The following is a 22,362-nucleotide window of genomic DNA, read 5'->3' on the forward strand; positions in this document are numbered from 1 at the left end:
TGCCAACGGATGCGTGGCTACACGACTTCGCGGGTCTGGGCGTAGTGGCAGGCGACGTCGTGGTCGGCGGCGTGCGACTCCCGCAGCGGCTCGACGTCGATGCACTTGCGTTGGTCCTGTTCGGACAGTTGCGCGAACACGAAGCAGCGCGTGCGGAACCGGCAGCCGGACGGCGGGTTCGCCGGGCTCGGCAGGTCGCCGGTCAGGATGATCCGGGTGCGCTCGCGTTCCTTGACCGGGTCCGGGATCGGGATCGCGGACAGCAGGGCCTGGGTGTACGGGTGCTGCGGCGCGTCGAAGACCGTCTGCACGTCGCCGATCTCCACGATCTTGCCGAGGTACATCACGGCCACCCGGTCGGCGATGTGCCGGATCACCGAGAGGTCGTGCGCCACGAACAGGTACGACAGGCCGAGCTTGGCCTTCAGCTCGTCGAGCAGGTTGATCACGCCGGCCTGGATCGACACGTCGAGCGCCGACACCGGCTCGTCCAGCACGATCAGCTTCGGCTCGAGCGCGAGCGCCCGCGCGATGCCGATGCGCTGGCGCTGCCCGCCGGAGAACTCGGCCGGGTAGCGGTCGCGGTGCTCCGGGCGCAGCCCGACCAGGCCGAGCAGCTCGGGGATCCGCTTGTCGATGCGGTCCTTGCCGTAGCCGTGCACCGCCATCGGCTCGGCGATGATGTCGCCGATCGGCAGCCGCGGGTCCAGCGCCGCCATCGGGTCCTGGAACACCACCTGCAGGTCGCGCCGGATGCCCTTGCGGTCCTTGCCGCTCAGCTTCGCGACGTCCTTGCCGAGCACCGCCACCGAGCCGACGGACGGGGCCGCCAGCTCGAGGATCTCCATCAGCGTGGTCGACTTGCCGCAGCCGGACTCGCCGACCAGCCCGAGCGTCTCGCCCTCGACGATGTCGAAGCTGACGCCGTCGACCGCGCGCACGGTGCCGACCTTGCGCTTGAGCACGGCGCCCTTGGTGACCGAATAGTGCTTCTCCAGCTCCCGCACGTCGAGCACGGTCGCGCGCTCGGCCCGCGGCTTGGCGGCCACGGGCGGCGCCTCGATGACCTCGGCGCCGTAGACCTCCGCGGCGCCGGCCTCGGGCTTGGCCAGCTCCTCGGTGCGGATGCAGGCGGCCCGGTGCGTGGTGTCGACCGGCGCGTTCGGGTTGCCCGGCGTGATCGTGTACAGCTCCGGCTCGGCGTCGAGGCAGGCGTCGATCGCCAGCGGGCAGCGCGGCGCGAACGGGCAGCCGGTCGGCAGGTCCACCAGCGACGGCGGCTGCCCCTCGATCGGCACCAGCGGCTGCTTCTCGTGCGCGTCCACCCGCGGGATCGAGCCGAGCAGGCCGAGGGTGTACGGCATCCGCGGCTGGGCGTAGATCGTCTCCACCGGGCCCTGCTCGACCGCTTTCCCGGCGTACATCACCATCAGCCGGTCGGCGAACCCGGCGACCACGCCGAGGTCGTGGGTGATGATCACGATCCCGGCGCCGGTGACCTCCTGCGCGGTCTTGAGCACCTCCAGCACCTGGGCCTGCACCGTCACGTCGAGCGCGGTGGTCGGCTCGTCGGCGATGATCAGGTCCGGGTCGTTGGCGATCGCGATGGCGATCACCGCGCGCTGGCGCATGCCGCCGGAGAACTCGTGCGGGAACGCCTTCGCGCGCTGCGCGGCGTTCGGGATCCCGACCAGGTCCAGCAGCTCCACGGCCCGGTTGTTGGCCTGCTGCTTGGTGATCCGGCCCTTGCCGTGCACCAGCAGCGCCTCGGCGATCTGCGCGCCCACCGTGTACACCGGCGTCAGCGCGGAGAGCGGGTCCTGGAAGACCATGGAGATCTTCTCGCCCCGCAGCTTCGACAGGTCGGTGTCGGACTTGCCGATCAGCTCGCTGTCCTGGAACCGGATGGACCCGGAAACCTTGGCCTGCGGCGGAAGCAGCCCCATCACGGCGAGCGAGGACACGGACTTGCCGGAGCCGGACTCGCCGACGATGCCCAGCACCTCACCGGCCGCGACCTCATAGGACAGTCCGCGCACGGCGGTCACGCGGCCCGACTCGGACGGGAACGAGACCTCGAGGTTCGACACCTCGAGCACCGTGCCGGTCGGTTTCTCGGTCTCCGCGCCCAGGGCGAGTGCGGCGCTCATGCTTCGGCTCCAGCGATCTTCGACGACGAGGGTGACTTGGTCTTTTCGGCTATCCGCTTGCGTTCCTTGCGCCGGGAGCGGCTCGCGGACGGGTCGAGCGCGTCGCGCAGGCCGTCACCGGCGAAGTTCACCGCGAGCACGGTGAACACGAGGAAGCCCGCCGGGATGTAGAACAGCCACGGGAAGGTGCGCACCGCGTCGGAGCCCGCGGAGATCAGCGTGCCGAGCGAAACGTCCGGCGACTGCACCCCGAAACCGAAGAACGACAGCGAGGTCTCGGTGATGATCGCGACGCCGACGTTGATCGTCGCGTCGATGATCAGCAGCGAGGCCATGTTGGGCACGATGTGCTTGAAGATGATCCGCCAGGCCGGCTGGCCCATGAACTTCGCGGCCTTGACGAACTCGCGCTCGCGCAGGGTCAGCGTCATGCCGCGCACGATGCGGGCGGTGATCATCCACTGGAACAGCGCGATCAGGCCGACCAGGATCAGCCAGGTCTTGCCGCGGAAGGCGGGCGAGAGGATCGAGATGATCAGGAACGGCGGCAGGATCAGCAGCAGGTCGACGATCCACATGGCGATCCGGTCGGTCCAGCCGCCGAAGTACCCCGCGGCCGCGCCGACGATCGACGCGACACCGGTGGAGAACAACGCGGCCAGCAGGCCGATGGTCAGCGACTTCTGCAGCCCGCGCAAGGTCTGCGCGAACATGTCGCCGCCGATCTGGTTGGTCCCGAACCAGTGGTTCCCGTCCGGCGGCATCAGGTTCGCCGCCGGGTCGAGCTGGTCGTAGGCCCACGGCGAGTACCAGGTGTAGGTGAAGGCCAGGATGTAGAACAGCACGATCACGGCCAGCGCGACGACGGCGAGCCGGTTGCGCAGGAAGCGCCGCAGCACGAGCTTGCCGCGGCCCGAGGACTTGCTGTCGGCCTCGAGGGCCGGGTCGGTCGCCAGCACGGCCGAGTCGGCGATGTCGGCCTCGTTCACGGGAGCGGCCATCAGATCCTCACCCTCGGGTCGAGTACTGCGTAGAGCACGTCGGAAAGCCAGCCGGCGAACAGCACGCAGATGGCGATGAACAGGGTCACGGTGGCCACGATGTTGGTGTCCTGCTTCTGGATCCCGGTGATCAGCCAGTCGCCCATGCCGTACCAGCCGAAGATGCGCTCGGTGAAGATGCCGCCGGTGACCAGCAGGCCGAAGCCGAACGCGAACAGCGTCGCCATCGGGATCAGGGCGGTGCGCAGGCCGTGCTTGAACAGCGCGCGCCGCCGGGTCAGCCCCTTGGCCTGCGCGGTGCGCAGGAAGTCCGAGCCCAGCACGTCGAGCATCGCCGAACGCTGATAACGGCTGTAATAGGCGACCTGCGTGAGCACGATCGCCAGGGTCGGCACGATCAGGTGCTGCAGCCGGTCGAGCAGCACGTCGCCGAAACCGCCGGTGACACTGCCCTGCTCGCCCTGCACGATGAAGAACTGATAACCGCCGAGCAGGTTGTCGTTGACCGACTGCGCGCCCGCCTTGAGGATCGTGGCGATCACGAACACCGGCGTCGAGAGCACCACGAACGAGAACGTGGTGGCGATGTAGTCGCTGATCTTGTACTGCCGGATCGCGCTCACCACACCGACCAGCACACCGATGATGATGCCGATCGTGATGCCCAGCAGGAACAGCCGGAGGCTCACGCCGACCCGGCGGAACAGCTCGTCGGTGATCGCCTGATCGGCGACCGTCCGGCCGAAGTTCCCCTGGAACACCCCGCTGAGCCAGGTGAAGAACCGCTCGGGGATCGGCTGGTTCAGGTAGAGCTCGGCCGCCTTGGCGTCGATCGTCGCCTGGGGCGCGGGGGGATTCCGCAGCTTCAGCGCGTCGAGCGGGCTGAACGCCAGCGACGCGAGGGAAAAGGCCGCGAAGGTGGCGACCAGGCACAGTGCCACGTAGTTGATGAGGCGGCGGATGAGGAAGCCGATCATGGAGTCCTCCATTCACCGGGAGCGAAGGATCGGCTCCGCTCCGTCGGCCGTGCTTGTTTCCCGCCCCATTGAGTTTTCATCGAAACCACTAGCCCGGTGCTGCCTTCCGAATGCTGACGCTCGTTGTCGGCGCAGCATAAACCGAACGGGCCGGATCGCTCTCCGATCCCAGGCAACCAAACAATCACGATTTCCGTCACCCGGCTGTGAACAACCGACTTTCGGGTGTGGCGGGCCCGGGTTTGCCGAGGTAATCAAAAGCGGGCGCCCGTAGCGGTGGGTACCACCCCGGATACTCGCGATGACGTTCCGGAAATGTTTCGGATTGAGCCGGGAATGTTTCCGGGTAAGACCGGAACGATGAAACGGGCAAAACGGACAGGTGGGTTCGCGACCCGTTCCGCCCCGGCACCGTCCACAATGGCCGGACACGACGAAGAACCCCGTCACCGCAAGCGGGTGACGGGGTTCTTCGTTCGTAACTGAGCCGGTCTAGTCCAGGTAGTCGCGCAGCACCTGGGACCGCGACGGGTGCCGCAGCTTCGACATCGTCTTCGACTCGATCTGGCGGATGCGCTCACGCGTGACGCCGTAGACCTGGCCGATCTCGTCCAGCGTGCGCGGCTGGCCGTCGGTGAGGCCGAACCGCAGCCGCACCACCCCCGCCTCGCGCTCGGACAGCGTCTGCAGCACCGACTGGAGCTGATCCTGCAGCAGCGTGAACGACACCGCGTCGACCGCCACGACGGCTTCGGAGTCCTCGATGAAGTCACCGAGCTGCGAATCGCCCTCGTCGCCGATGGTCTGGTCCAGCGAGATCGGCTCACGCGCGTACTGCTGGATCTCCAGGACCTTCTCCGGGGAGATGTCCATTTCCTTGGCGAGCTCCTCGGGCGTCGGCTCGCGGCCGAGGTCCTGCAGGAGTTCGCGCTGTATGCGGCCGAGCTTGTTGATGACCTCGACCATGTGCACCGGGATGCGGATGGTGCGGGCCTGGTCGGCCATCGCGCGGGTGATCGCCTGGCGGATCCACCACGTGGCATACGTCGAGAACTTGTAGCCCTTGGTGTAGTCGAACTTCTCCACCGCGCGGATCAGGCCGAGGTTGCCCTCCTGGATCAGGTCCAGGAACGCCATGCCACGGCCGGTGTAGCGCTTGGCCAGCGAGACCACGAGCCGGAGGTTCGCCTCCAGCAGGTGGTTCTTGGCCCGCTCCCCGTCGCGCACGATCCACTTGAGGTCGCGGCGCATCTGGGTGACGAGCTTCTCGCCCTCCTCCTCCGCGTTGCGCACGCGCTCGGCGGCGTAGAGCCCGGCCTCGATCCGCTTGGCCAGCTCCACCTCCTCCTCGGCATTGAGCAGCGCGACCTTGCCGATCTGCTTGAGGTAGGCGCGGACCGAGTCGGCCGAAGCGGTGAGCTCGGCGTCCTTGCGCGCCTGGCGCAGCGCCTCGGACTCCTCCTCGTCCCAGACGAAGTCCGGGTTGTCCGAGGACTTGGGGCCCTTCTCGGCGGCGGCGTTGCGGCGGCGGGCCGCCGGCGTCTCCGCCTCTTCGTCGTCATCGTCGTCATCGTCGGTGGCGGCGGCCGCCTCGGTGACCGTCTCGTCGACGACGTCGACCTCGACCTCTTCCAGGTCCGACAGGTCCGGCGTCTCGAGTTCGGCCTCGTCGAGCTCGACCGGGCCGTCCGGATCCCCGTCTTCGGGCTTGGCGCCCTTCTTGGCCGGCGCCTTCTTCGCCGGGGCCTTCTTCGCACCGGCCGACTTGGTCGCGGTCTTGCGCGCCGTGGGCTTCGCCGCGCCGGTGGCTGCCTCGTCGGCCGGCTCTTCGGCTGCGGTCGCTGTCTTCGTCCCGCTTCGAGTTGCGGTTCTTGCGGCTGCCACTTACGCCCTTTCGCAGCGGTCGATCATGACGAGCCGAGGTATCGCCACCTCGGCTGCCTCACATTCGGGGAACACGCCTCGGCCTGCGGTTTTGCGCCCCGCAGCCGTGGGCCGTGTTCCATTGTAACGACGGCCGGGCAGTGCGTCGCGAAGCGATCACCCTCCGGCCTCCCGGACGGTACCCGCGCGTGACCCCCTCGTGACCGAGGGCAGCCGTGGCGCGGTCCGCCCGGTCAGTGCTCGATGCCCTCCACGGCGGCGGCCGCGGCGCCCACGATGCCCGCGTTGTTCTGCAACGACGCGACGATCACCGGGGTGCGGATGTCCAGCAGCGGCACCCACTTCTCCGCCTTCTTGCTCACCCCGCCGCCGACGATGAACAGGTCCGGCCAGATCAGGTTCTCCAGCACGCTCAGGTAGCGGTGCACCCGCTTGGCCCACTGCGGGTAGGTCAGCTCCTCATTGTCCTTCACCGACGCCGCGGCGCGCTTCTCCGCGTCGTGCCCGTCCACCTCGACGTGGCCGAACTCGGTGTTCGGCACGAGGTGGCCGTCGTGGAACACCGCGCTGCCGATGCCGGTGCCGAAGGTGAGCAGCGCGGTCACGCCGGTGCGGGCGGCGGGGTCGCCGAAGCGGATCTCGGCCATGCCGGCCGCGTCCGCGTCGTTCAGCATCGCCACGTCTTCGACGCCGCGGCCGAGCCGCTTGGCGAACAGCGCGTCGGCGTCGGTGGCGATCCACTTGTGGTCGATGTTCGCCGCCGTGTGCGCGACGCCCTTCTTGACCACCGCGGGCAGCGTCACGCCGACCGGGCCGTCCCAGCCGGCCATCCGCACGATCTCCGCGACCACGTCGGCGACCGCGTCCGGGGTCGACGGCTGCGGCGTGTCGATCCGGTGCCGTTCGCCGATGAGCTCTCCCCGCTCCAAATCGACCAGCGCGCCCTTGATCCCGCTGCCGCCGATGTCGATTCCGAAACCTCGGGTCGCCGTCACTGACGTGGTCCCTTCTCGCACGATTCAGAAGTCTGCTTCGGAGACTTTAACCGGATGTGGTGACATGTCGGACGTGGGCGTTCAAGAGTCGTTGCTGAAAAGCGTTGCCGAGCAGGTCGCGGCCGAGGCCGCGGAGCTGGTGCGGGCCGCCTGGGCCGCCATGCGGGCCGGCGGCGAAGTGCGGGTGGACACGAAGTCGGCCGACACCGACGTGGTCACCGCGGTGGACCGCGAGTCCGAGGACCTGGTGCGCGCGCGGCTCGCGCGGCTGCGGCCGGGGGAGCCGGTGCTCGGCGAGGAAGGCGGCGGATCGGCCGCGGCCGGCGGCGTCACGTGGGTCGTCGACCCGATCGACGGCACGGTCAACTTCCTTTACGGGCTGCCCTCGTTCGCGGTGTCGGTGGCCGCGCAGATCGACGGGGTTTCGGTGGCGGGCGCCGTCGTCGAGCCGGTCAGCGGACGGCGCTGGACGGCCGCCCGCGGCGAGGGCGCGTGGCTGGACGGCCAACGGCTCTCGGCGTCCGCGCCGCAGCGGCTGGACTTGTCGCTCGTCGCCACCGGCTTCGCCTACGACGCCGGGCGCCGGGTGCGCCAGGGACGCCTCGTGGGCGAACTGGTCAGCCGGGTGCGCGACATCCGCCGCAACGGCGCCGCTTCGCTGGAACTGTGCGCCGTGGGCGCGGGCTGGCTCGACGCGTACGTCGAGCACGGCCTGCACCGCTGGGACTGGGCCGCGGGCGCCCTGGTGGCCTCGGAGGCGGGCGCGACCGTGCTGTTGCCGGGTTCGGCCCCGGACCTCGGCGACGACGTCACGTACGCCGCTTCACCGACCATCGCCGCTCAGCTGCGCGAGACCCTCGCCGAGTGCGGCGCCGCCTCCGTCTGACGCGCGAACGGCCCGGCACCACCGATCCCGGTGCCGGGCCGTTCGCGGTCGCGCGGTTCAGCAGGTGACGTCGCGGGCGCTCGCCAGCAGGGTCTGGTCGATCATCGGCCCGCCCGGGCCGGTGGACTGCTCGCTGCCCCCGCCGCCCTGGTGCGCCTGGGACCAGCTGGTGAGCTGCTGCAGCACGCGCAGGGCCTCGGCGCGCGGGCGGATGTCGTCGAAGCGGGTGCCGGTGACGAGGTCGACGCTGGCGTCCTTGCGGTTGTCCCGCACCAGCTCCGCGCACGGCACCACCAGGCTGACCGTGCGGGCCGCGGCCGCGCCGTTCTCGCCGTAGCGGATCTGGCCGCGGCACTTCGCGTCGCCCTTGGGGTACGCCGGGTCGTTGCCGGGGTCGGCGATGGCGGTGAAGCCGAGGCCGCGCAACGCCGTGGTGGCGATGCCGCCCTGGCCGCGCGTGGTGCTGGCGTTGAGCACCTTCAGGGCCACCTTGTCCGGCGGCATGGGGGCGCGGTCGTCGAGCCCGTTGTGCGGGACGGTGGTGTACGTGGTGCCCGCCGGGGGCGTGGGCGCGGGCGTGCAGAGGACGGCCTCGTCGACGTTGCCCCGGCCGACCACGGCGTTCACCCAGACGAAGACCGCGCCCAGCGCGAGCACCCCGATCACGATCAGCGCGGGCAGCGGCCGGTGCTTGCGATAGGGCCGCGGCGCACCACGCTCCCCCGAGCCGTTCCCCGACGCCACCTGCCCCGTCCCTTCCCGATCGCGGAACCCGTTCCGCCCCGCGGTGCCGGTCCCGTGCCGCCGACCCCGCAGTGTCACCAGTGCCCGGGGTTCACCTCGCCCGGACCGCATCACGCCTCGATCGGGGGTAACCGCCGGTATACGCACCGACACCTTCGTAGCCGGTGAGCCTAAGCGGTGCGCACCGCGCCCGGTGGTGCGGGTCACCCTCGCCGAATCCGCGTCACAGCGCGGGGCGGCGCAGCCGGTCCCGCCCGGCGATCGCACCACGCCGACCTCCGCGGGAGCAAGCGGACCCGGCCGCCGGGTGATCTTCCCGACCCGGGCGCAACCCGAACGGACGATAGGCGTCTCACCTGCGGGTTCCCCCTGTCGGGTGACGAATTCCGGGCAATACGCGACTCGCTGCGGAGCGTCTTGACCGGTGAGCTACCCTTCCCGGGCTCCGGCCGCAGGAAGAGCGCGGGAAAGCTGAGACGGCGGTCACTGCGGAGGCCGGGCACAAACAGGGGCGCTGGAACGTTGACCAGCGGCACGGCGGGTTCGAGGGGCGACACCTGAGGGCTCGTGAGAACACGACAAGCTGATTCGCAGGGGTGAGGGAACATGGCTACCGACTACGACGCTCCGCGCCGCAGCGAAGCCGACGAGCTGGCCGAAGACTCGTTGGAGGAACTGAAGGCCCGGCGTAACGAGAACCAGTCCGGCGTCGTCGACGTCGACGAGGACGCGAACGCCGAGAACTTCGAGCTTCCGGGTGCCGACCTCTCCGGGCTTTCCGGTGAGGACATGACCGTGAAGGTGGTGCCGAAGCAGGCGGACGAGTTCACCTGCTCCGTCTGCTTCCTGGTGCACCACCGAAGCCGGCTCGCCGAGGAAAGCGGCGGAAGGCTGATCTGCCGCGACTGTGCCTGATCCACGCCGGCCTGATCGACGCTGAGCCCGGTCGTACGGGGATTTCGTACCGGGTTTCAGGGGACCACAGGGTTTTTCAGGGGTGTACACGCAGTCGCCGCGGTTTCGGGGAAGCTCGTGCGCGAGCGGGGCAAAGGGGGCCGGTCTTTCGGGACCGGCCCCCTTCCGCGTGTCCGGGGCCCGCTCAGGAGCGGGCGCGCAGCAGCTCCGCGACGCGCTCGGGGCGCCGGGTGCTGAACAGCCAGTACGGCGTCGGGTCGTCCGGGTCGGTCAGCTCCACGCGCACGGCCGGGCCCACCCAGCCGCGGTGCAGCACGAACGCGGCGGGGTCGCCGTCCCGGCCCATCGCGGGCCGCTTGGCCGCGGTCCCGAGCACCTCGACGGTGCCGGCGAAGCGCAGCGGGAGGTGGGCGTCGCCGACCCACAGCTCCGGCTCGTCGCCCCCGGTCACCCGCACGCGCGAGCGGCCCAGCGAGAGCAGCAGCGCGGCCATCACCGGCACGGCGACGGCCAGCGGGATCCACATCGGGATCGACGGGTAGCCCAGATGGATCTCGACGCCGAGCAGGATCGCGCCCAGCATCGGCAGCGGCCAGCCCCACCACGGCACGTAGAGCCGTTCGGAGTGCCTGATGCCGCTCGTCACGGCGGTGTTCACGGTGTCACCCACGCGACAAGGGTAGTCTCGCCGCCCGTGTCCAGCGTTCAGGTACTCCTTTCCCGGCTCGACCCCGGCGTTCCGCTGCCGGCCTACGCGCGTCCCGGCGACGCCGGGGCCGACCTCGTCAGCACCTCCGACATCGTCCTCGGCCCCGGCGAGCGCGGGGTGGTCGGCACCGGCGTCGCGATCGCGCTGCCGCCGGGCTACGCGGGGTTCGTGCACCCGCGCTCGGGGCTCGCGGCGCGGGTCGGCCTGTCGGTGGTGAACACCCCCGGCACGATCGACTGCGGCTACCGCGGTGAGATCCGCGTCTGCCTCATCAACCATGATCTGCGTGAGCCGGTGGTGCTCGCCCGCGGCGACCGGATCGCGCAGCTGGTCGTGCAGCGGGTGGAGCACGCCGAATTCGTCGAGGTGGCCGACCTCGGGGAGACCGAGCGCGGCGCCGGCGGCTACGGCTCGACCGGCGGACACGCCACACTGGTGCCGGACGGGCCCGGCACGGGACCGGGCACTGGGGAAGGAACGGAGAGCTAGTGGGGATTTTCGGACGCAAGCGCGGGTCCGCGGCCGAGGGACGGCCGGCCGGGGCGGAAGACGTCGAGGACGACGCTGCCGACGCCGCCGAGCCCGAGGACCAGCTGTCGGACACGGCCGAGGGCCCGTTCGACGTCGCCGACGCCGAGGACGACGGCATCCCCCGGATCGACCTCGGCTCGGTCAAGGTGCCGGTGCCGGACGGCTCGCAGGTGCAGGTCGAGATGGACCCGGAGGCCGGGGGCGTGCGCGCCGTGCACGTCGTCACCGAGCAGGGCCAGATCACGGTCAGCGCGTACGCCGCGCCGCGCACCGGCGGGCTGTGGCGCGAGGTCGGCACCGAGCTGGCCGACCAGCTGCGCGCGGACGGCGCGAAGGTCAACATCGGCCGGGGCCAGTGGGGCCTGGAGCTGTCTGCGATCGTCGGCGACGTCGCGCTGCGCTTCGTCGGCGTCGACGGCCCGCGCTGGATGCTGCGCGGGGTCATCGCGGGCCCGCAGTCGCAGTCGGCGCAGGCCCCGGAAGTGCTGCGCGCGATCGTCCGCCACACGGTGGTGGACCGCGGCAACTCGCCGATGCCGGTCCGCACGCCGCTCACGATCACGCTGCCGGAGGCCGTCGCCCAGCACATCGCCGAGCAGGCCGAGCAGCAAGGCTGACCGCAAGTCCGTCAAGGCCTCCTTACCCGCGTCCGGCGCCGGTAAGGAGGCCTTGACGGCGTTCGGCGGCGGTGCGGGGTCAGCCGGCCGACGCGCGGAGGTAGGCCAGCACGGTGGCGCGGCCGAGCGACTCGGGGTCGGCGCCGAGGGCGGCGAGCGTCGTCTCGCCGAGCGCCGCCCGCGGCAGTGCCGTGGCCCACTCGCGTGCGACTTTCGTCGGGTGTATCGGATCGTCGGCGCAAGTGCCGACCCCGGCCGGCGAGGCCAGCCCGCGCAACGCCGCGAGCGTCGGCGACGGCCGGGTCGCGGCGACGCGCAGGCCGTCCGCCAGCCCGTCGCCGTGCCGCCGCCAGGCCCGTCCGAGCTCCGCCGCGATCCACGGCGGGCTGCCCGCCTCGGCCTGCGCCAGCGCGGCCTCCACGCCGGAAGCGGCCACGACGTCCGCTGAGAGCTTCGCGGCCAGCGACGCGGGTGCCTGGCCGGGTTCGCCGCTCCAGGCCGGGAGCGCGGCCAGCAGGCCCCCGCAGCGCCCCGGATTCGCCACGGCCCACTCCGCGGCCAGGTGCGCGCCGAACGAGACGCCGCCGACGAGCAGGGTCCCGTGCCGGGCCGCCAGCCGGTCCAGCGCGGCCAGGAAACCGTCGGCCAGCGCCGCTCCCGGCGGCGGCGGGGGAGCGATCAGCGCGATGCCCAGCGCGGCCAGCGGCCCGGCGAACACGGACCGGACGAACACCTCGTCGGAGCCGGTTCCGGGCAGCAGGACGGCGGGCGGGTTCCGGATAACGGACGTCACGTTGCGATCTTGGCGCAAACCGGTTCTCCTGGCTGGGACCGCAGCTACGCTGGACACGCACGGGCCGTTGGAAAACCGGGGCCCCGGAGCACAGGAGCACCACTATGTCCGCCAAAGACGGCGGCTACTTCAGCCGGTTGGTTCGCAAGCTGACCACCGACGTCGAGGACCTCGACGCCGACGATCTGTCCGAGTCGTCCCGGGCAGGCGGGGCGCAGCGGGCGTGTGACTGCCGCTCCGGTGAAGAGGTCACCGTGCTCGGCCGGCTGCGCAGCGTGGAGCTGTGCCCCACGGACGAGGCCGCCACGCTGGAGGCGGAGCTGTTCGACGGAACACAGGGAGTGACGCTAATCTGGCTGGGCCGACGCCGGATCGCCGGCATCGAGCCGGGGCGGACCATCAAGGTCCGTGGCCGGATGGCCGAGCGTGACGGCCAGAAGGTGCTGTACAACCCGTACTACGAACTCCAGAGCCCGGTGAGTTGATCAGCTGTCGTGACTGAACCCGCCCCCCGCAACGACAAGCACGTGCCCGAAGGCGGGGACGACGAGGACAAGCCGCAGCCGACCATGCTGGAGCAGATGGGCGGGGTCTCCGGCCTGATCTACTCGTCGCTGCCGGTGATCGTCTTCGTCCTGGTGAACTCCTTCTTCGGCCTGACCGCGGCGATCTGGGGCTCCATCGGCAGCGCGGTGGCCATCACGGTCCTGCGCGTCGTGCGCAAGGAGCCGCTGCAGCCCGCGATCTCCGGCTTCTTCGGCGTGGCGATCGCGGCGTTCATCGCCTTCCGCACCGGCTCGGCGAAGGGCTTCTTCCTCTTCGGCATCTGGGCCAGCCTGGTCTACTGCGGCGTGTTCGTGGTGTCGATCGTGGTGCGCTGGCCGCTCGCCGGCCTGGTCTGGAACGCGCTCAACGGCACCGGCCAGGCCTGGCGCAAGGACAAGCCGTCGCGGTACGGCTACGACATCGCCACGTTTGTCATGGCGCTGATCTTCGCCGCCCGGTTCGTCGTGCAGCGCTGGCTCTACCAGAGCGACTACACGGGCTGGCTGGCGTTCGCGAAGATCGCCATGGGCTACCCGCTGTACGCGCTCGGCCTGCTCGTGGTCGTCTGGGCGGTCCGCCGCTCGGACAAGCGCCTCAAGGCGCTGGCCGAGACGGAGCCGAAACCGGAGACCGACGCCGAGGCGGAGGCGCGGCTGCGCGAGAAGTACGCGAAGACGCCCACTCCCGAGGTCTGATTTCCCTCTGCAGACACGAGAAACGGCGCCCCGCACGAGTTGGTGCGGGGCGCCGTTTCTCGTCGTCGGTCAGTAGCCGCTTTTCAGTAACCCAGCGCCGAGCGGATCTCCGGCTCGACGTCGGAGGTGGCCACGAACAGCAGCTCGTCGCCGGGCTCCAGCGGGTCCTCCGGCTGCGGGACGATCACCCGGTCCCCGCGCAGGATGGTCACCAGCGCGGCGTCGCGGGGCAGGTCCAGCTCGCTGACCGGCTTGCCAGCCAGCGGGGTCTCCTCCGGCAGGGTCAGCTCGACCAGGTTCGCCTGGCTCTGCCGGAACGTCATCAGCCGCACCAGGTCGCCGACGCTGACCGCCTCCTCGACCATCGCCGCGAGCATCCGCGGGGTGGACACGGCGACGTCGACGCCCCAGGCGTCGGTGAAGAGCCATTCGTTGGCCGGGTTGTTCACCCGCGCCACCACGCGCCGCACGGCGAACTCGGTCTTCGCCAGCAGCGACACGACCAGGTTGGCCTTGTCGTCGCCGGTCGCGGCGATCACCACGTCGCACTGCTCGATCCCGGACTCCTCCAGGATCGACACCTCGCACGCGTCGCCGAGCACCCAGTCGGCCTGCTCGACCGTGGCCGGCTCGAACTGGTCGGCCTCCCGCTCGATCAGCATCACCTGGTGCCGCCCGTCGATCAGCTCCACGGCGATCGAGCGTCCCACGGCGCCCGCACCCGCGATCGCGACCCGCATCAGTTCTCCTCCTCCGGAGCGCGGGCCGCCACGCTCGACACGTCGCTGACGGTGCCGGAGCGCGCCGCGACCCAGACGACGTCGTCGGCCTGCACCATGGTCTTGTTGTCGGGCAGCACGGCGGTGCCGAAGCGCATGATGAACGCGACCCGGGCGCCGGTGGCCTCCTGCAGGCCCCGCACGCTGTGGCCGGCCCAGCCCTCGTTCAGCGGCAGCGGCAGCAGCGCGACGTTGCCGGTCGGGTCGCGCCACGCGGACGCGACGCCGTCGGGCAGCAGGGTGCGCAGGAACCGGTCGGTGGTCCACGGCACGGTCGCGACCGTCGGGATGCCGAGGCGCTCGTACACGGCGGCGCGCTTGTGGTCGTAGATCCGCGCGACCACGTGCTCGATGCCGAAGTTCTCGCGCGCGACCCGCGCGGAGATGATGTTGGAGTTGTCCCCGCTGGACACCGCCGCGAACGCCCCGGCCCGCTCGATGCCGGCCTCGATCAGCACCTGCCGGTCGAACCCGACGCCGACCACCTGCTGGCCGTGGAAGTCGCTGCCCAGCCTGCGGAACGACTGCTGGTTCTTGTCGATGACGGCCACCTCGTGGCCGAGCCGCTCCAGGGCCGCGGCCAGGGACACGCCTACCCGGCCGCATCCCATGATCACCACGTGCACGCGCTGCCTCCTCAGGGTGGGGATGACCCGTCCGTGGGTACCCTCGACGACCAGCGCCGAACCTACCTTGTGGGGTCCCGGTCAGCTCCACCGTCCTCCCCACCGCCGCCCTCAGCGGAGTGGCTACCGCCCCGCTGTAGATTCGCAGGGTGTCGAAGTTCCCGACCGTGCTGAAGAGGCTGGTCCTAGGGCGTCCGTTCCGCAGTGACCGGCTGGCCCACACGCTGCTGCCCAAGCGCATCGCGCTGCCGATCTTCGCCTCCGACGCGCTCTCCAGCGTGGCGTACGCGCCGGAGGAGATCTTCCTGACCCTGAGTGTCGCCGGGCTGTCCGCGTACGCCTTCGCGCCGTGGATCGGCGTCGCGGTGGCGCTGGTCATGCTGGTGGTGGTCGCGTCCTACCGGCAGAACGTGCACGCCTATCCCAGCGGCGGCGGCGACTACGAGGTCGCCAGCACCAACCTGGGCGGCAAGTTCGGCCTGACCGTGGCGAGCGCCCTGCTGGTGGACTACATCCTCACCGTGGCGGTGTCCACTTCGTCCGGTGTCGCGAACATCGGCTCCGCGGTCCCGTGGGTGGCCGAGCACAAGGTGCTCGCCTCGGTGGTGATCGTCTCCGTGCTGAGCGCGCTGAACCTGCGCGGGGTGCGCGAATCGGGCAAAGCGTTCGCCATCCCCACCTACGGCTTCATCGCCGGCATCATGATCATGGTCGTGTGGGGCCTGATCGAGGCCGCCACCGGCACGGACCTGCGCGCCGAGAGCGCCGGGTTCCAGCTGCACTCCGAGGGCAGCTGGACCGGGTTCGCCTTCGTCTTCCTGATCCTGCGGTCGTTCTCCTCCGGCGCCGCGGCGCTGACCGGGGTCGAGGCGATCAGCAACGGCGTGCCCGCGTTCCGCAAGCCGAAGTCGAAGAACGCGGCCAGCACGCTGCTGCTGATGGGCGTGCTCGCGGTGACCATGCTGGTCGGCATCATCACGCTCGCGATCGTCACGAAGGTGAACTTCGCGGAGGACCCGGCCACGCAGCTGTCCGGCGCGCCCGCGGGCTACCAGCAGAAGACGATCGTCGCGCAGATCGCGCACGCGGTGTTCGCCGACTTCCCGCCGGCGTTCTACTACATCTCCTTCTCCACCGGCATCATCCTGCTGCTGGCGGCCAACACGGCGTTCAACGGCTTCCCGGTGCTCGGCTCGATCCTGGCGCAGGACCGCTACCTGCCGCGGCAGCTGCACACCCGCGGCGACCGGCTGGCGTTCTCCAACGGCATCCTGTTCCTGGCGGCCTTCGCGCTGGTGCTGATCATCGCGTTCGACGCGGAGGTCACCCGGCTGATCCAGCTGTACATCGTGGGTGTGTTCGTGTCGTTCACGGTCAGCCAGGCGGGCATGATCCGGCACTGGAACCGGTTGCTGGCCAAGGAGAAGGAGCCGTCGGTGCGCCGGCGGATGCGGCGCTCGCAGACGGTGAACGCGGTCGGCCTGACCATGACCGGCGTGGTGTTGGTCATCGTGCTGATCACCAAGTTCCTGCTCGGCGCGTGGATCGCGATCGCCGCGATGGTGGCGATCTTCGTGCTGATGACGGCGATCCGGAAGCACTACGACCGGGTGGCCGAGGAGCTCAAGGAGATGGGCGACGCGCCGACCGTGCTGCCCTCGCGCAACCACGCCATCGTGCTGGTGTCCAAACTGCACCGGCCGACCCTGCGCGCGCTGGCCTACGCCAAGGCGATGCGCCCGGACGTGCTCGAGGCGGTGACGGTGAACGTCGACGACGTCGACACGCGCCGGCTCACCGCCGAGTGGGAGGCGCACAAGTTCAAGGTGCCGCTGAAGGTCGTCGAGTCGCCGTACCGCGAGATCACGAAGCCGGTGCTGGACTACGTGAAGCGCGTGCGCGGCGACAACCCGCGCAACGTGGTCACCGTGTTCATCCCCGAGTACGTGGTGGGGCACTGGTGGGAGCAGGTGCTGCACAACCAGAGCGCGTTGCGGCTCAAGGGAAGGCTGCTGTTCCAGTCCGGTGTCATCGTGGCCAGCGTGCCCTGGCAGCTGGAGTCCTCGGCCAAGGCGGCCGCGCGCGTCCGGCGGGCGCGCCCGGCGGCCGGTGACGTCCGGCGTGGCTTCGACGCCGCAGCGGCCCGCGCCGCCGCCAAACCCGTTCAGTCCCCAGTCGAACCACCACCCAAGGAACCTGCTGAATGACGGAAAACTGGCTCGGCCGCAGTCTTGAGCTCGAGATCGGGCCGGTGGCGCACGGCGGGCACTGTGTGTCCCGAGTGGACGGACGGGTGGTGTTCGTCCGGCACGGACTGCCGGGTGAGCGCGTGCGCGCGGAGGTGACCGAGGACAAGGGCGGCGCGTTCTGCCGGGCCGACGCCGTGGAGGTGCTCACCGGGTCCGAGCACCGGGTGGAGCCCCCGTGCCCGCTCGCGGCGCCCGGCGGTTGCGGCGGCTGCGATTGGCAGCACGCCGACCCGGCGTACCAGCGTTCCCTGAAGGCCGCCGTCGTTGCCGAGCAGCTGCAACGGCTGGCGGGGATCACGCGCGAGGTGGTCGTCGAGCCGCTCGACGGCGGCCCGCTCGGCTGGCGCAGCCGGGTCCGGCTCGTCGCGGGCCGGGACGGGCGCGCCGGGCTGCGCGCGCACCACAGCCACCGCGTCGTCCCGCTCGACGACTGCCCGATCGCGGTGAAGGGCTCGCTCGACGGCGTGCTGGCGAAGCGCTGGCGCCCGGGCAGCGAGATCGAGGTGACCAGCGACGGCGAAGGCCACCAGCACGTGCGCGAAGTGTCCACTGTGCACGGCCGGAACAAGTATCGGCAGCTGTCCGGCGGCGAAGCGGTGCAGCACGCCGCGGACCGCGACTGGCGGTTCGACGCGCACGGCTTCTGGCAGGTGCACCCGGCCGCGGCGGGCACCTTCGCCCAGGTCGTGGGGGAGTGGGCGGAGGCGCCGCGCGGCGGGGTGGCCTGGGACCTGTACGCGGGCGTCGGGCTGTTCGCCTCGGTGCTGGCCGGGCAGGTCGGCCCCGAGGGCCGGGTGCTGGCCGTGGAGTCGGGCCGCCGCGCGGTCACCGACGGCGAGCGGAACCTGGCGGACCTGCCGCAGGTGAGCTGGCGCACGGGCCGGGTGGAGCACCTGGTAGCCGACGCGCCCCGGCCGGTCGACGTGGTCGTGCTGGACCCGCCGCGCAAGGGCGCCGGGCGGGAGGTCGTGGACGCGATCGTGGCGGGCTCGCCGGACCGGATCGTCTACGTGGCCTGCGATCCGGCGGCGCTGGCGCGAGACGTGGCGACGTTCGCTTCGCACGGGTACTCGCTTTCGGACCTGCGCGCGTTCGACGCGTTCCCGATGACGCATCACGTGGAGTGCATCGCGCTGCTTCAGTAGCGGTCTCCTTCGGACATGAAGGCGGCGAGCGCGGCGGCGACGGCTTCGGGCTGCTCGTCCGGGATGAAGTGGCCCGCGTCCGGCACGACGATTCCGGTGGTGTTCGCGGCCCAGGGCCGCAGGGACGCGGCCATGTCGGGGATGGAGCCGTGGCTGCCGGAGATCCCGAGGACCGGCACGGTGAGGTGCTGTCGTGCCAAGGCTTCGTGGTTCTTCCGCGCTGATTCGGCGGCGTGCCGGTAGTAGGCCAGGCAGGCGCGAAGCCCGTCGTTCGCGGCGACGGCCGCGGCGTACGCCTCGATCTCGGTGTCGTCGAAAGTGCTGGGGGAGAGGGACTTCGCCTTCAGGAACCAGCCGACGTATTCGCGCTCACGGCCCGCGAGCAGGATTTCGGGCAGGTCGGGCACGAGGTGGAAGGCGAAATGCCAGGTTTTCCACGCCTTCTCGGGGTCGAGCGGGACGGCGTCGGGCAGCGTGATGCCTGGGATCCCGGCGTCGAGCAGGGCCAAGCCGCACAGCTGGCTCTCGAACTGCACCGCGAGGGAGAAGGCGACCCAAGCGCCGACGTCGTGGCCGGCCAGCCAGTAGCGCGAAACTCCCAGCGCTTCCGCCGCGGCGTGGACATACGCCGCGACGGTGTGCGTGTCGTAACTGCCGTCCGGACGTTCGGAATGGCCCTGGCCCGGCAGGTCGATCGCGAGGACGTGGAACCGGCGGGCCAGCGTGGGCAGCACCTTCCGCCAGGCCCACCAGGTCTGCGGGAATCCGGCGAGCAGCACGACGGCCGGGCGGTCCGGCCGGCCGCCTTCGACCGCGTGAAGCCGGATCCCGCCCGCGTCGGCCCAGCGGTGGGTGAACCCGGGCAGCTCGGGCAGGGGCAGGTCGCGGACCGGGTTGTCGAGGGCGGTGGTCATGGATTCCTCCGTCGGGGGCCGGGACTATCTTGAACTGTTTGGTTTAAGATAGCCTGAGTGACAGGAGGTCGTGACATGGCAGGCAAGAAGCAGTTCGACGTCGACGCGGCGCTCGAGGCCGCGATGATCCAGTTCTGGCGGGCGGGCTACGCCGAGACCTCGGTGGACGACCTGTCCCGCGCCACCGCGCTCAACCGCAGCTCCCTCTACTCGTCCTTCGGGGACAAGGATTCGCTCTTCTTGAGCTGCCTGGAGCGCTACGTCACGCGTTATGGGGAGAAGTACGACGCCGCGCTGTCCGGCGCTGCCGATCAGCCGGTCGCCGCCGTGCGAGCGTTTTTCGAGGTCGCCTTGAGCCGCATCGCGGACCCCGGCCTGCCCGACGGATGCCTGGCGGTCCAATCCGTGCTGGCGACGCCCTCGCTCAGCCCGCGCGCGGCCCAGTACGCGCAGGAAGCGCTGGGCTTGCAGCGCACCCGGCTGCGCGCCGCGTTGAAGGCGGGCGGGGTGCCCGACGAGACGACTTTCGCCGTCCACATCGCGGCGGTGAACCAGTCGCTGGCGGTCATGAGCCGGGCCGGGGTCGGCGCGAAGCAGTTGCGCGCCATCGTCGAGGTGAGCCTCGACGCGCTGGCCCGGGCTAGTGACGCGCCAGCGCGGCGGCGAGCTTCGGCACACACTGGCTGAGGCCGTACGGCACGCTCAGCGCGGAGGGGAACGCCAGCGCGATCGCCGTGGTGAGGTCCAGCGCCAGGTAAGAGCCCCGGCGGACGGCGGCCAGCTGCTGGAACAGCGGCTGGGCCTCGGTCTGCGCGCGGCTGCCCGGGGTGGTGTAGGTGAGCACGAGCACGTCGGCGTCGAGCAGGTCCAGGCGCTCGGGGCTGACCTGCGAACGGCCGGGGATCGACGTCTGCGGCAGTGAGGTCACCTTCGGCGAGAGCACCAGGCCGAGCTCGCCGAAGAACAGGGCCGAGGCGTCCTTCGCGCTGCTGATCGTGGTGATCGTGCCGTCGCCGGTGACGGGCCCGATGGTGAACGTGCGTCCGCTGAAGCCCGGATTGGCTGTTTTAGCGGCTTTCACCTGGGCCTCGACGTCGGCGATCAGTTTTTCCGCCTGGATGCGGCGGCCTAGCGCGGTGCCGACGCGGCGGGTGGTGACGGGCCAGGTGTCCTTGTTGTAGCCGGCCGCGGAGGAGACGGTGGGCGCGATGGCGCTCAGCGTCCGGTAGTCCTGGGCGAGCGTCGGGCGGTCGGTGCCGAGGATGAGGTCCGGCCGCAGCGCGGCGATGCGCTCGAACGGCAGCTGCGTGTCCGCGTACAGCTCGGGCAGGTGATCGCCGGCCTTCGCGCGCAGCCACGGCGACATCCCGCCGGGCAGGAACTTGCCGAGGTCCGGCGTGATCAACGGGACCACTCCGAGCGCGACGGCCGCGTCCGCGTCGCGATACTGCCCGACGGACACCACGCGCTGCGGCGGCCGGGGGATCGTCGTCTTCCCCTCGACTCCGGGGATGCTCACCGGGAAACCGGGGGCCGACGCGCCTTGCGGGGCTGCTGCCTGGTCCCCGTTTCCGCAGGCTGTCAGCGCCGCGGCCAGCGAAGTGGCCAGGGCGCCCTGGAGCGCGGCCCGCCGTCCGATTTGGTGAGACATGCGTTGAAGCTTAGGTAAGCATTGCCTACTCGGACAACCGTCGTGACGCTGCGCCCGCGGCCAGCCCCGTCACCGTGAGCACCACCCCGACGCCGAGCAGGACCCACGTGCCGCTCGCCGGCGCAATCCGCGCGGCAGGCGCCAGGTCGGCCACGCGAGGAAGGGTGAGCACGAGATACTGCGCGGAGATCCCGATCACCGCGATGCCGGGCAGACACGCGAACGCCAGCGGCTCGTCCCGGTGCCGCTGCAACGCCGCCAGCGCCAGCGCGAAGGCGAGCGCGCACGCAAGGGCACAAGCCAACCGCAACCCCAGCCCCAAATCCGGATCCCCCACCCCCGGCGGGAACCGCTCGGAGAGATACCGCGCGGACGGCAGAACCAGCCCCACCCCACCCGCCACGGCCGCCCCGAGCACGACCACTGCCCTCGCCGCTTGCAGGCGCCTCACTGCGGGGCTCCGGCCGGGGTGTCTTTGGTGGGCAGCTGCTTCGCCGCACTGTCGCGGCGAAGTGGTGTGGCGTTGGCTGGGGCGGGTTGTGTGGGCGGTTGCTTCGCCGCACTGCCGGGGCGAAGCAGCGAAGCGCTGGCTGGTGTGAGCTGCTGCTCCGCCGCGCGACCGGGGTGGCGCGGCGTGGCCCCGTCTGGTGGGGGTTGCGTGGGCAGCTGCTTCGCCGCACCGTCGTGGCGAAGCGGTGTGGCGTTGGCTGGGGTGTGCCGTTGCTTCGCCGCACTGTCGCCGCGAGGCGGTGTGGCGCTGGCTGGTGTTAGCAGCCGTTTCGCCGCGCGATCGTGGCGTCGCGGCGTGGCTCCGGCTGGCGCGGTTTGTGCGGGCTGCCGCTTCGCCGCACGGCCGACGCGAAGCAGCGGAGCGCTGGCTGCCATGCACCGCCGCTTCGCCGCGCGACTGGGGTGGCGCGGCGTGGCCCCGTCTGGTGCGGACTGCGTGGGCAGCTGCTTCGTCGCGCGATCGGGGCGAAGCACCGAAGGGCTGACTGGCGTGGGCAGCGTCTTCGCCACGCGACCGGCGTGGCGCGGTACGGCTCTCGCTGGTGCGGGTTGTGTGGGTGGTTGCTTCGCGGCACTGTCGCGGCCAAGCGGTGTGGCGTTGGCTGGAGTGTGCAGCTGCTTCGCCGCAGCGGCGCCGCGAAGCGGTGTGGTTTCGACTGGCGCGGGTTGCGTGGGCATCTGCATCGCCGACGCGAAGCAGCGGAGGCCCTGTCATGATTTCCGTGTAAGCCACGGACGATTTCTTCTTCTATTCTAGTGGAGTGGGAGTCGGTCTGGGAAGAGTGCGGCGAGGGTGTTTAGTGCTTGTTTCCAGCCTCGGGTGCCGGTTCCCGATGGTCCGCCTCGGTTGCTGGTGATGTTGCGGAGTCCGAGGTAGAGCAGTTTTGCCGCGGCGGTGTCGCTGTCGAAGTGGCCGCGGTTCTTGGTGATTTTGCGGAGCTGGAAGTTGATGTTCTCGATCAGGTTTGTGGTGTAGACGATCCTGCGGAGTTCGGGTGGATAGTCGAGGAACGGGGTGAAGTCGTTCCATGCGTGCCGCCAGACC

General features: G+C 70.8%; 23 protein-coding genes. 9 read left to right on the forward strand and 14 right to left on the reverse strand.

Going from position 1 to position 22,362, the window contains the following annotated elements; genetic code table 11:
- Positions 1-17 precede the first annotated feature (17 nt).
- The 5 genes from BMY97_RS17420 to ppgK form a co-directional block, all read right to left on the reverse strand.
- Positions 18-2,150 (reverse strand): ABC transporter ATP-binding protein, encoded by a 2,133-nt coding sequence (locus BMY97_RS17420; RefSeq protein WP_091617879.1) that lies wholly within the window; start codon positions 2,148-2,150, stop codon positions 18-20.
- Positions 2,147-3,151 (reverse strand): ABC transporter permease, encoded by a 1,005-nt coding sequence (locus BMY97_RS47765; protein WP_091617880.1) that lies wholly within the window; start codon positions 3,149-3,151, stop codon positions 2,147-2,149. The genes BMY97_RS17420 and BMY97_RS47765 overlap by 4 nt, the downstream gene beginning before the upstream one ends.
- Entirely contained in the window at positions 3,151-4,128 is a 978-nt protein-coding gene (locus BMY97_RS17430; RefSeq protein WP_091617942.1) for an ABC transporter permease, read from the reverse strand. The genes BMY97_RS47765 and BMY97_RS17430 overlap by 1 nt, the downstream gene beginning before the upstream one ends.
- A gap of 492 nt (positions 4,129-4,620) precedes the next feature.
- Positions 4,621-6,012, reverse strand: coding sequence for an RNA polymerase sigma factor (locus BMY97_RS17435; protein WP_091617881.1), 1,392 nt, complete (start codon positions 6,010-6,012; stop codon positions 4,621-4,623).
- A gap of 233 nt (positions 6,013-6,245) precedes the next feature.
- Positions 6,246-7,007, reverse strand: coding sequence for a polyphosphate--glucose phosphotransferase (gene ppgK / locus BMY97_RS17440; protein WP_091617882.1), 762 nt, complete (start codon positions 7,005-7,007; stop codon positions 6,246-6,248).
- Positions 7,008-7,071: 64 nt separating this feature from the next.
- Here ppgK and BMY97_RS17445 point away from each other — a divergent pair, with 64 nt between their 5' ends.
- On the forward strand, positions 7,072-7,893 hold the full coding sequence (locus BMY97_RS17445; protein ID WP_091617883.1) for an inositol monophosphatase family protein: 822 nt from the start codon (positions 7,072-7,074) through the stop codon (positions 7,891-7,893).
- 57 nt (positions 7,894-7,950) lie between these two features.
- On the opposite strand, the gene cei is transcribed toward BMY97_RS17445, so the two are convergent.
- Positions 7,951-8,637 carry an envelope integrity protein Cei gene (gene cei, locus BMY97_RS17450; protein ID WP_091617884.1) on the reverse strand — a complete coding sequence of 229 codons (687 nt, stop codon included), beginning with the start codon at positions 8,635-8,637 and terminating at the stop codon, positions 7,951-7,953.
- A 606-nt stretch (positions 8,638-9,243) separates the two neighbouring features.
- Here cei and BMY97_RS17455 point away from each other — a divergent pair.
- Positions 9,244-9,552: a DUF4193 domain-containing protein gene (locus BMY97_RS17455; protein WP_091617885.1), complete on the forward strand. Its 309-nt coding sequence runs from the start codon at positions 9,244-9,246 to the stop codon at positions 9,550-9,552.
- A gap of 184 nt (positions 9,553-9,736) precedes the next feature.
- On the opposite strand, the gene BMY97_RS17460 is transcribed toward BMY97_RS17455, so the two are convergent.
- On the reverse strand, positions 9,737-10,222 hold the full coding sequence (locus BMY97_RS17460) for a DUF3093 domain-containing protein (protein ID WP_091617886.1): 486 nt from the start codon (positions 10,220-10,222) through the stop codon (positions 9,737-9,739).
- A gap of 24 nt (positions 10,223-10,246) precedes the next feature.
- Between BMY97_RS17460 and dut the strand changes: the two genes are divergently transcribed.
- Positions 10,247-10,750, forward strand: a complete 504-nt coding sequence (gene dut, locus BMY97_RS17465; protein ID WP_091617887.1) for a dUTP diphosphatase — start codon at positions 10,247-10,249, stop codon at positions 10,748-10,750.
- On the forward strand, positions 10,750-11,409 hold the full coding sequence (locus BMY97_RS17470; RefSeq protein ID WP_091617888.1) for a DUF3710 domain-containing protein: 660 nt from the start codon (positions 10,750-10,752) through the stop codon (positions 11,407-11,409). Before dut ends, BMY97_RS17470 begins: the two co-directional genes overlap by 1 nt.
- 79 nt (positions 11,410-11,488) lie before the next feature.
- Here BMY97_RS17470 and BMY97_RS17475 read toward each other — a convergent pair whose 3' ends face one another.
- Positions 11,489-12,202, reverse strand: a complete 714-nt coding sequence (locus tag BMY97_RS17475; RefSeq protein WP_218156792.1) for an alpha/beta hydrolase — start codon at positions 12,200-12,202, stop codon at positions 11,489-11,491.
- A 104-nt stretch (positions 12,203-12,306) separates the two neighbouring features.
- On the opposite strand from BMY97_RS17475, the gene BMY97_RS17480 reads away from it, so the two are divergent.
- Both BMY97_RS17480 and BMY97_RS17485 read left to right on the forward strand, forming a co-directional pair.
- The gene (locus BMY97_RS17480; protein WP_091617889.1) at positions 12,307-12,687 is read left to right on the forward strand and encodes an OB-fold nucleic acid binding domain-containing protein; all 381 of its coding nucleotides are present in this window, start codon (positions 12,307-12,309) and stop codon (positions 12,685-12,687) included.
- A gap of 9 nt (positions 12,688-12,696) precedes the next feature.
- Positions 12,697-13,443, forward strand: a complete 747-nt coding sequence (locus BMY97_RS17485; RefSeq protein ID WP_425425285.1) for a DUF3159 domain-containing protein — start codon at positions 12,697-12,699, stop codon at positions 13,441-13,443.
- A gap of 83 nt (positions 13,444-13,526) precedes the next feature.
- Here the strand turns inward: BMY97_RS17485 and BMY97_RS17490 are convergent, their stop codons facing one another.
- Together BMY97_RS17490 and BMY97_RS17495 are read right to left on the reverse strand one after the other, a co-directional pair.
- Positions 13,527-14,183, reverse strand: a complete 657-nt coding sequence (locus tag BMY97_RS17490) for a potassium channel family protein (protein ID WP_091617890.1) — start codon at positions 14,181-14,183, stop codon at positions 13,527-13,529.
- Positions 14,183-14,863, reverse strand: coding sequence for a potassium channel family protein (locus tag BMY97_RS17495; RefSeq protein ID WP_281246903.1), 681 nt, complete (start codon positions 14,861-14,863; stop codon positions 14,183-14,185). Before BMY97_RS17495 ends, BMY97_RS17490 begins: the two co-directional genes overlap by 1 nt.
- Before the next feature lie 134 nt (positions 14,864-14,997).
- Here BMY97_RS17495 and BMY97_RS17500 point away from each other — a divergent pair, with 134 nt between their 5' ends.
- Complete coding sequence (locus BMY97_RS17500) at positions 14,998-17,055, forward strand: APC family permease (RefSeq protein WP_091617892.1); 2,058 nt, start codon at positions 14,998-15,000, stop codon at positions 17,053-17,055.
- Positions 17,052-18,242 (forward strand): class I SAM-dependent RNA methyltransferase, encoded by a 1,191-nt coding sequence (locus BMY97_RS17505; protein ID WP_091617893.1) that lies wholly within the window; start codon positions 17,052-17,054, stop codon positions 18,240-18,242. The genes BMY97_RS17500 and BMY97_RS17505 overlap by 4 nt, the downstream gene beginning before the upstream one ends.
- Here the strand turns inward: BMY97_RS17505 and BMY97_RS17510 are convergent.
- Entirely contained in the window at positions 18,236-19,156 is a 921-nt protein-coding gene (locus BMY97_RS17510) for an alpha/beta fold hydrolase (RefSeq protein WP_091617894.1), read from the reverse strand. The two genes, BMY97_RS17505 and BMY97_RS17510, sit on opposite strands and share 7 nt — an antisense overlap.
- 75 nt (positions 19,157-19,231) lie before the next feature.
- Here BMY97_RS17510 and BMY97_RS17515 point away from each other — a divergent pair, with 75 nt between their 5' ends.
- Entirely contained in the window at positions 19,232-19,843 is a 612-nt protein-coding gene (locus tag BMY97_RS17515) for a TetR/AcrR family transcriptional regulator (RefSeq protein ID WP_091617895.1), read from the forward strand.
- Here the strand turns inward: BMY97_RS17515 and BMY97_RS17520 are convergent.
- The 3 genes from BMY97_RS17520 to BMY97_RS17530 all read right to left on the reverse strand — a co-directional run.
- On the reverse strand, positions 19,797-20,807 hold the full coding sequence (locus BMY97_RS17520) for an ABC transporter substrate-binding protein (RefSeq protein WP_091617896.1): 1,011 nt from the start codon (positions 20,805-20,807) through the stop codon (positions 19,797-19,799). The two genes, BMY97_RS17515 and BMY97_RS17520, sit on opposite strands and share 47 nt — an antisense overlap.
- Positions 20,808-20,832: 25 nt before the next feature.
- Complete coding sequence (locus tag BMY97_RS17525) at positions 20,833-21,258, reverse strand: hypothetical protein (RefSeq protein ID WP_245787359.1); 426 nt, start codon at positions 21,256-21,258, stop codon at positions 20,833-20,835.
- 812 nt (positions 21,259-22,070) lie between these two features.
- Positions 22,071-22,362 (reverse strand): transposase (locus tag BMY97_RS17530; RefSeq protein ID WP_143086209.1); only part of this gene is annotated, 292 nt, incomplete at its 5' end.

Source organism: Amycolatopsis saalfeldensis (assembly GCF_900110575.1).
In the GTDB taxonomy this organism is placed as follows: domain Bacteria; phylum Actinomycetota; class Actinomycetes; order Mycobacteriales; family Pseudonocardiaceae; genus Amycolatopsis; species Amycolatopsis saalfeldensis.

Bases quoted from the DNA above. Each gene is read 5' to 3' on its own strand.
- BMY97_RS17505 (WP_091617893.1), top strand. From the start codon at position 17,052: ATGACGGAAAACTGGCTCGGCCGCAGTCTTGAGCTCGAGATCGGGCCG.
- BMY97_RS17430 (WP_091617942.1), bottom strand. From the start codon at position 4,128: ATGATCGGCTTCCTCATCCGCCGCCTCATCAACTACGTGGCACTGTGC.
- BMY97_RS17455 (WP_091617885.1), top strand. From the start codon at position 9,244: ATGGCTACCGACTACGACGCTCCGCGCCGCAGCGAAGCCGACGAGCTG.
- BMY97_RS17480 (WP_091617889.1), top strand. From the start codon at position 12,307: ATGTCCGCCAAAGACGGCGGCTACTTCAGCCGGTTGGTTCGCAAGCTG.
- BMY97_RS17490 (WP_091617890.1), bottom strand. From the start codon at position 14,183: ATGCGGGTCGCGATCGCGGGTGCGGGCGCCGTGGGACGCTCGATCGCC.
- BMY97_RS47765 (WP_091617880.1), bottom strand. From the start codon at position 3,151: ATGGCCGCTCCCGTGAACGAGGCCGACATCGCCGACTCGGCCGTGCTG.
- BMY97_RS17420 (WP_091617879.1), bottom strand. From the start codon at position 2,150: ATGAGCGCCGCACTCGCCCTGGGCGCGGAGACCGAGAAACCGACCGGC.
- BMY97_RS17520 (WP_091617896.1), bottom strand. From the start codon at position 20,807: ATGTCTCACCAAATCGGACGGCGGGCCGCGCTCCAGGGCGCCCTGGCC.
- BMY97_RS17445 (WP_091617883.1), top strand. From the start codon at position 7,072: ATGTCGGACGTGGGCGTTCAAGAGTCGTTGCTGAAAAGCGTTGCCGAG.
- BMY97_RS17515 (WP_091617895.1), top strand. From the start codon at position 19,232: ATGGCAGGCAAGAAGCAGTTCGACGTCGACGCGGCGCTCGAGGCCGCG.
- BMY97_RS17510 (WP_091617894.1), bottom strand. From the start codon at position 19,156: ATGACCACCGCCCTCGACAACCCGGTCCGCGACCTGCCCCTGCCCGAG.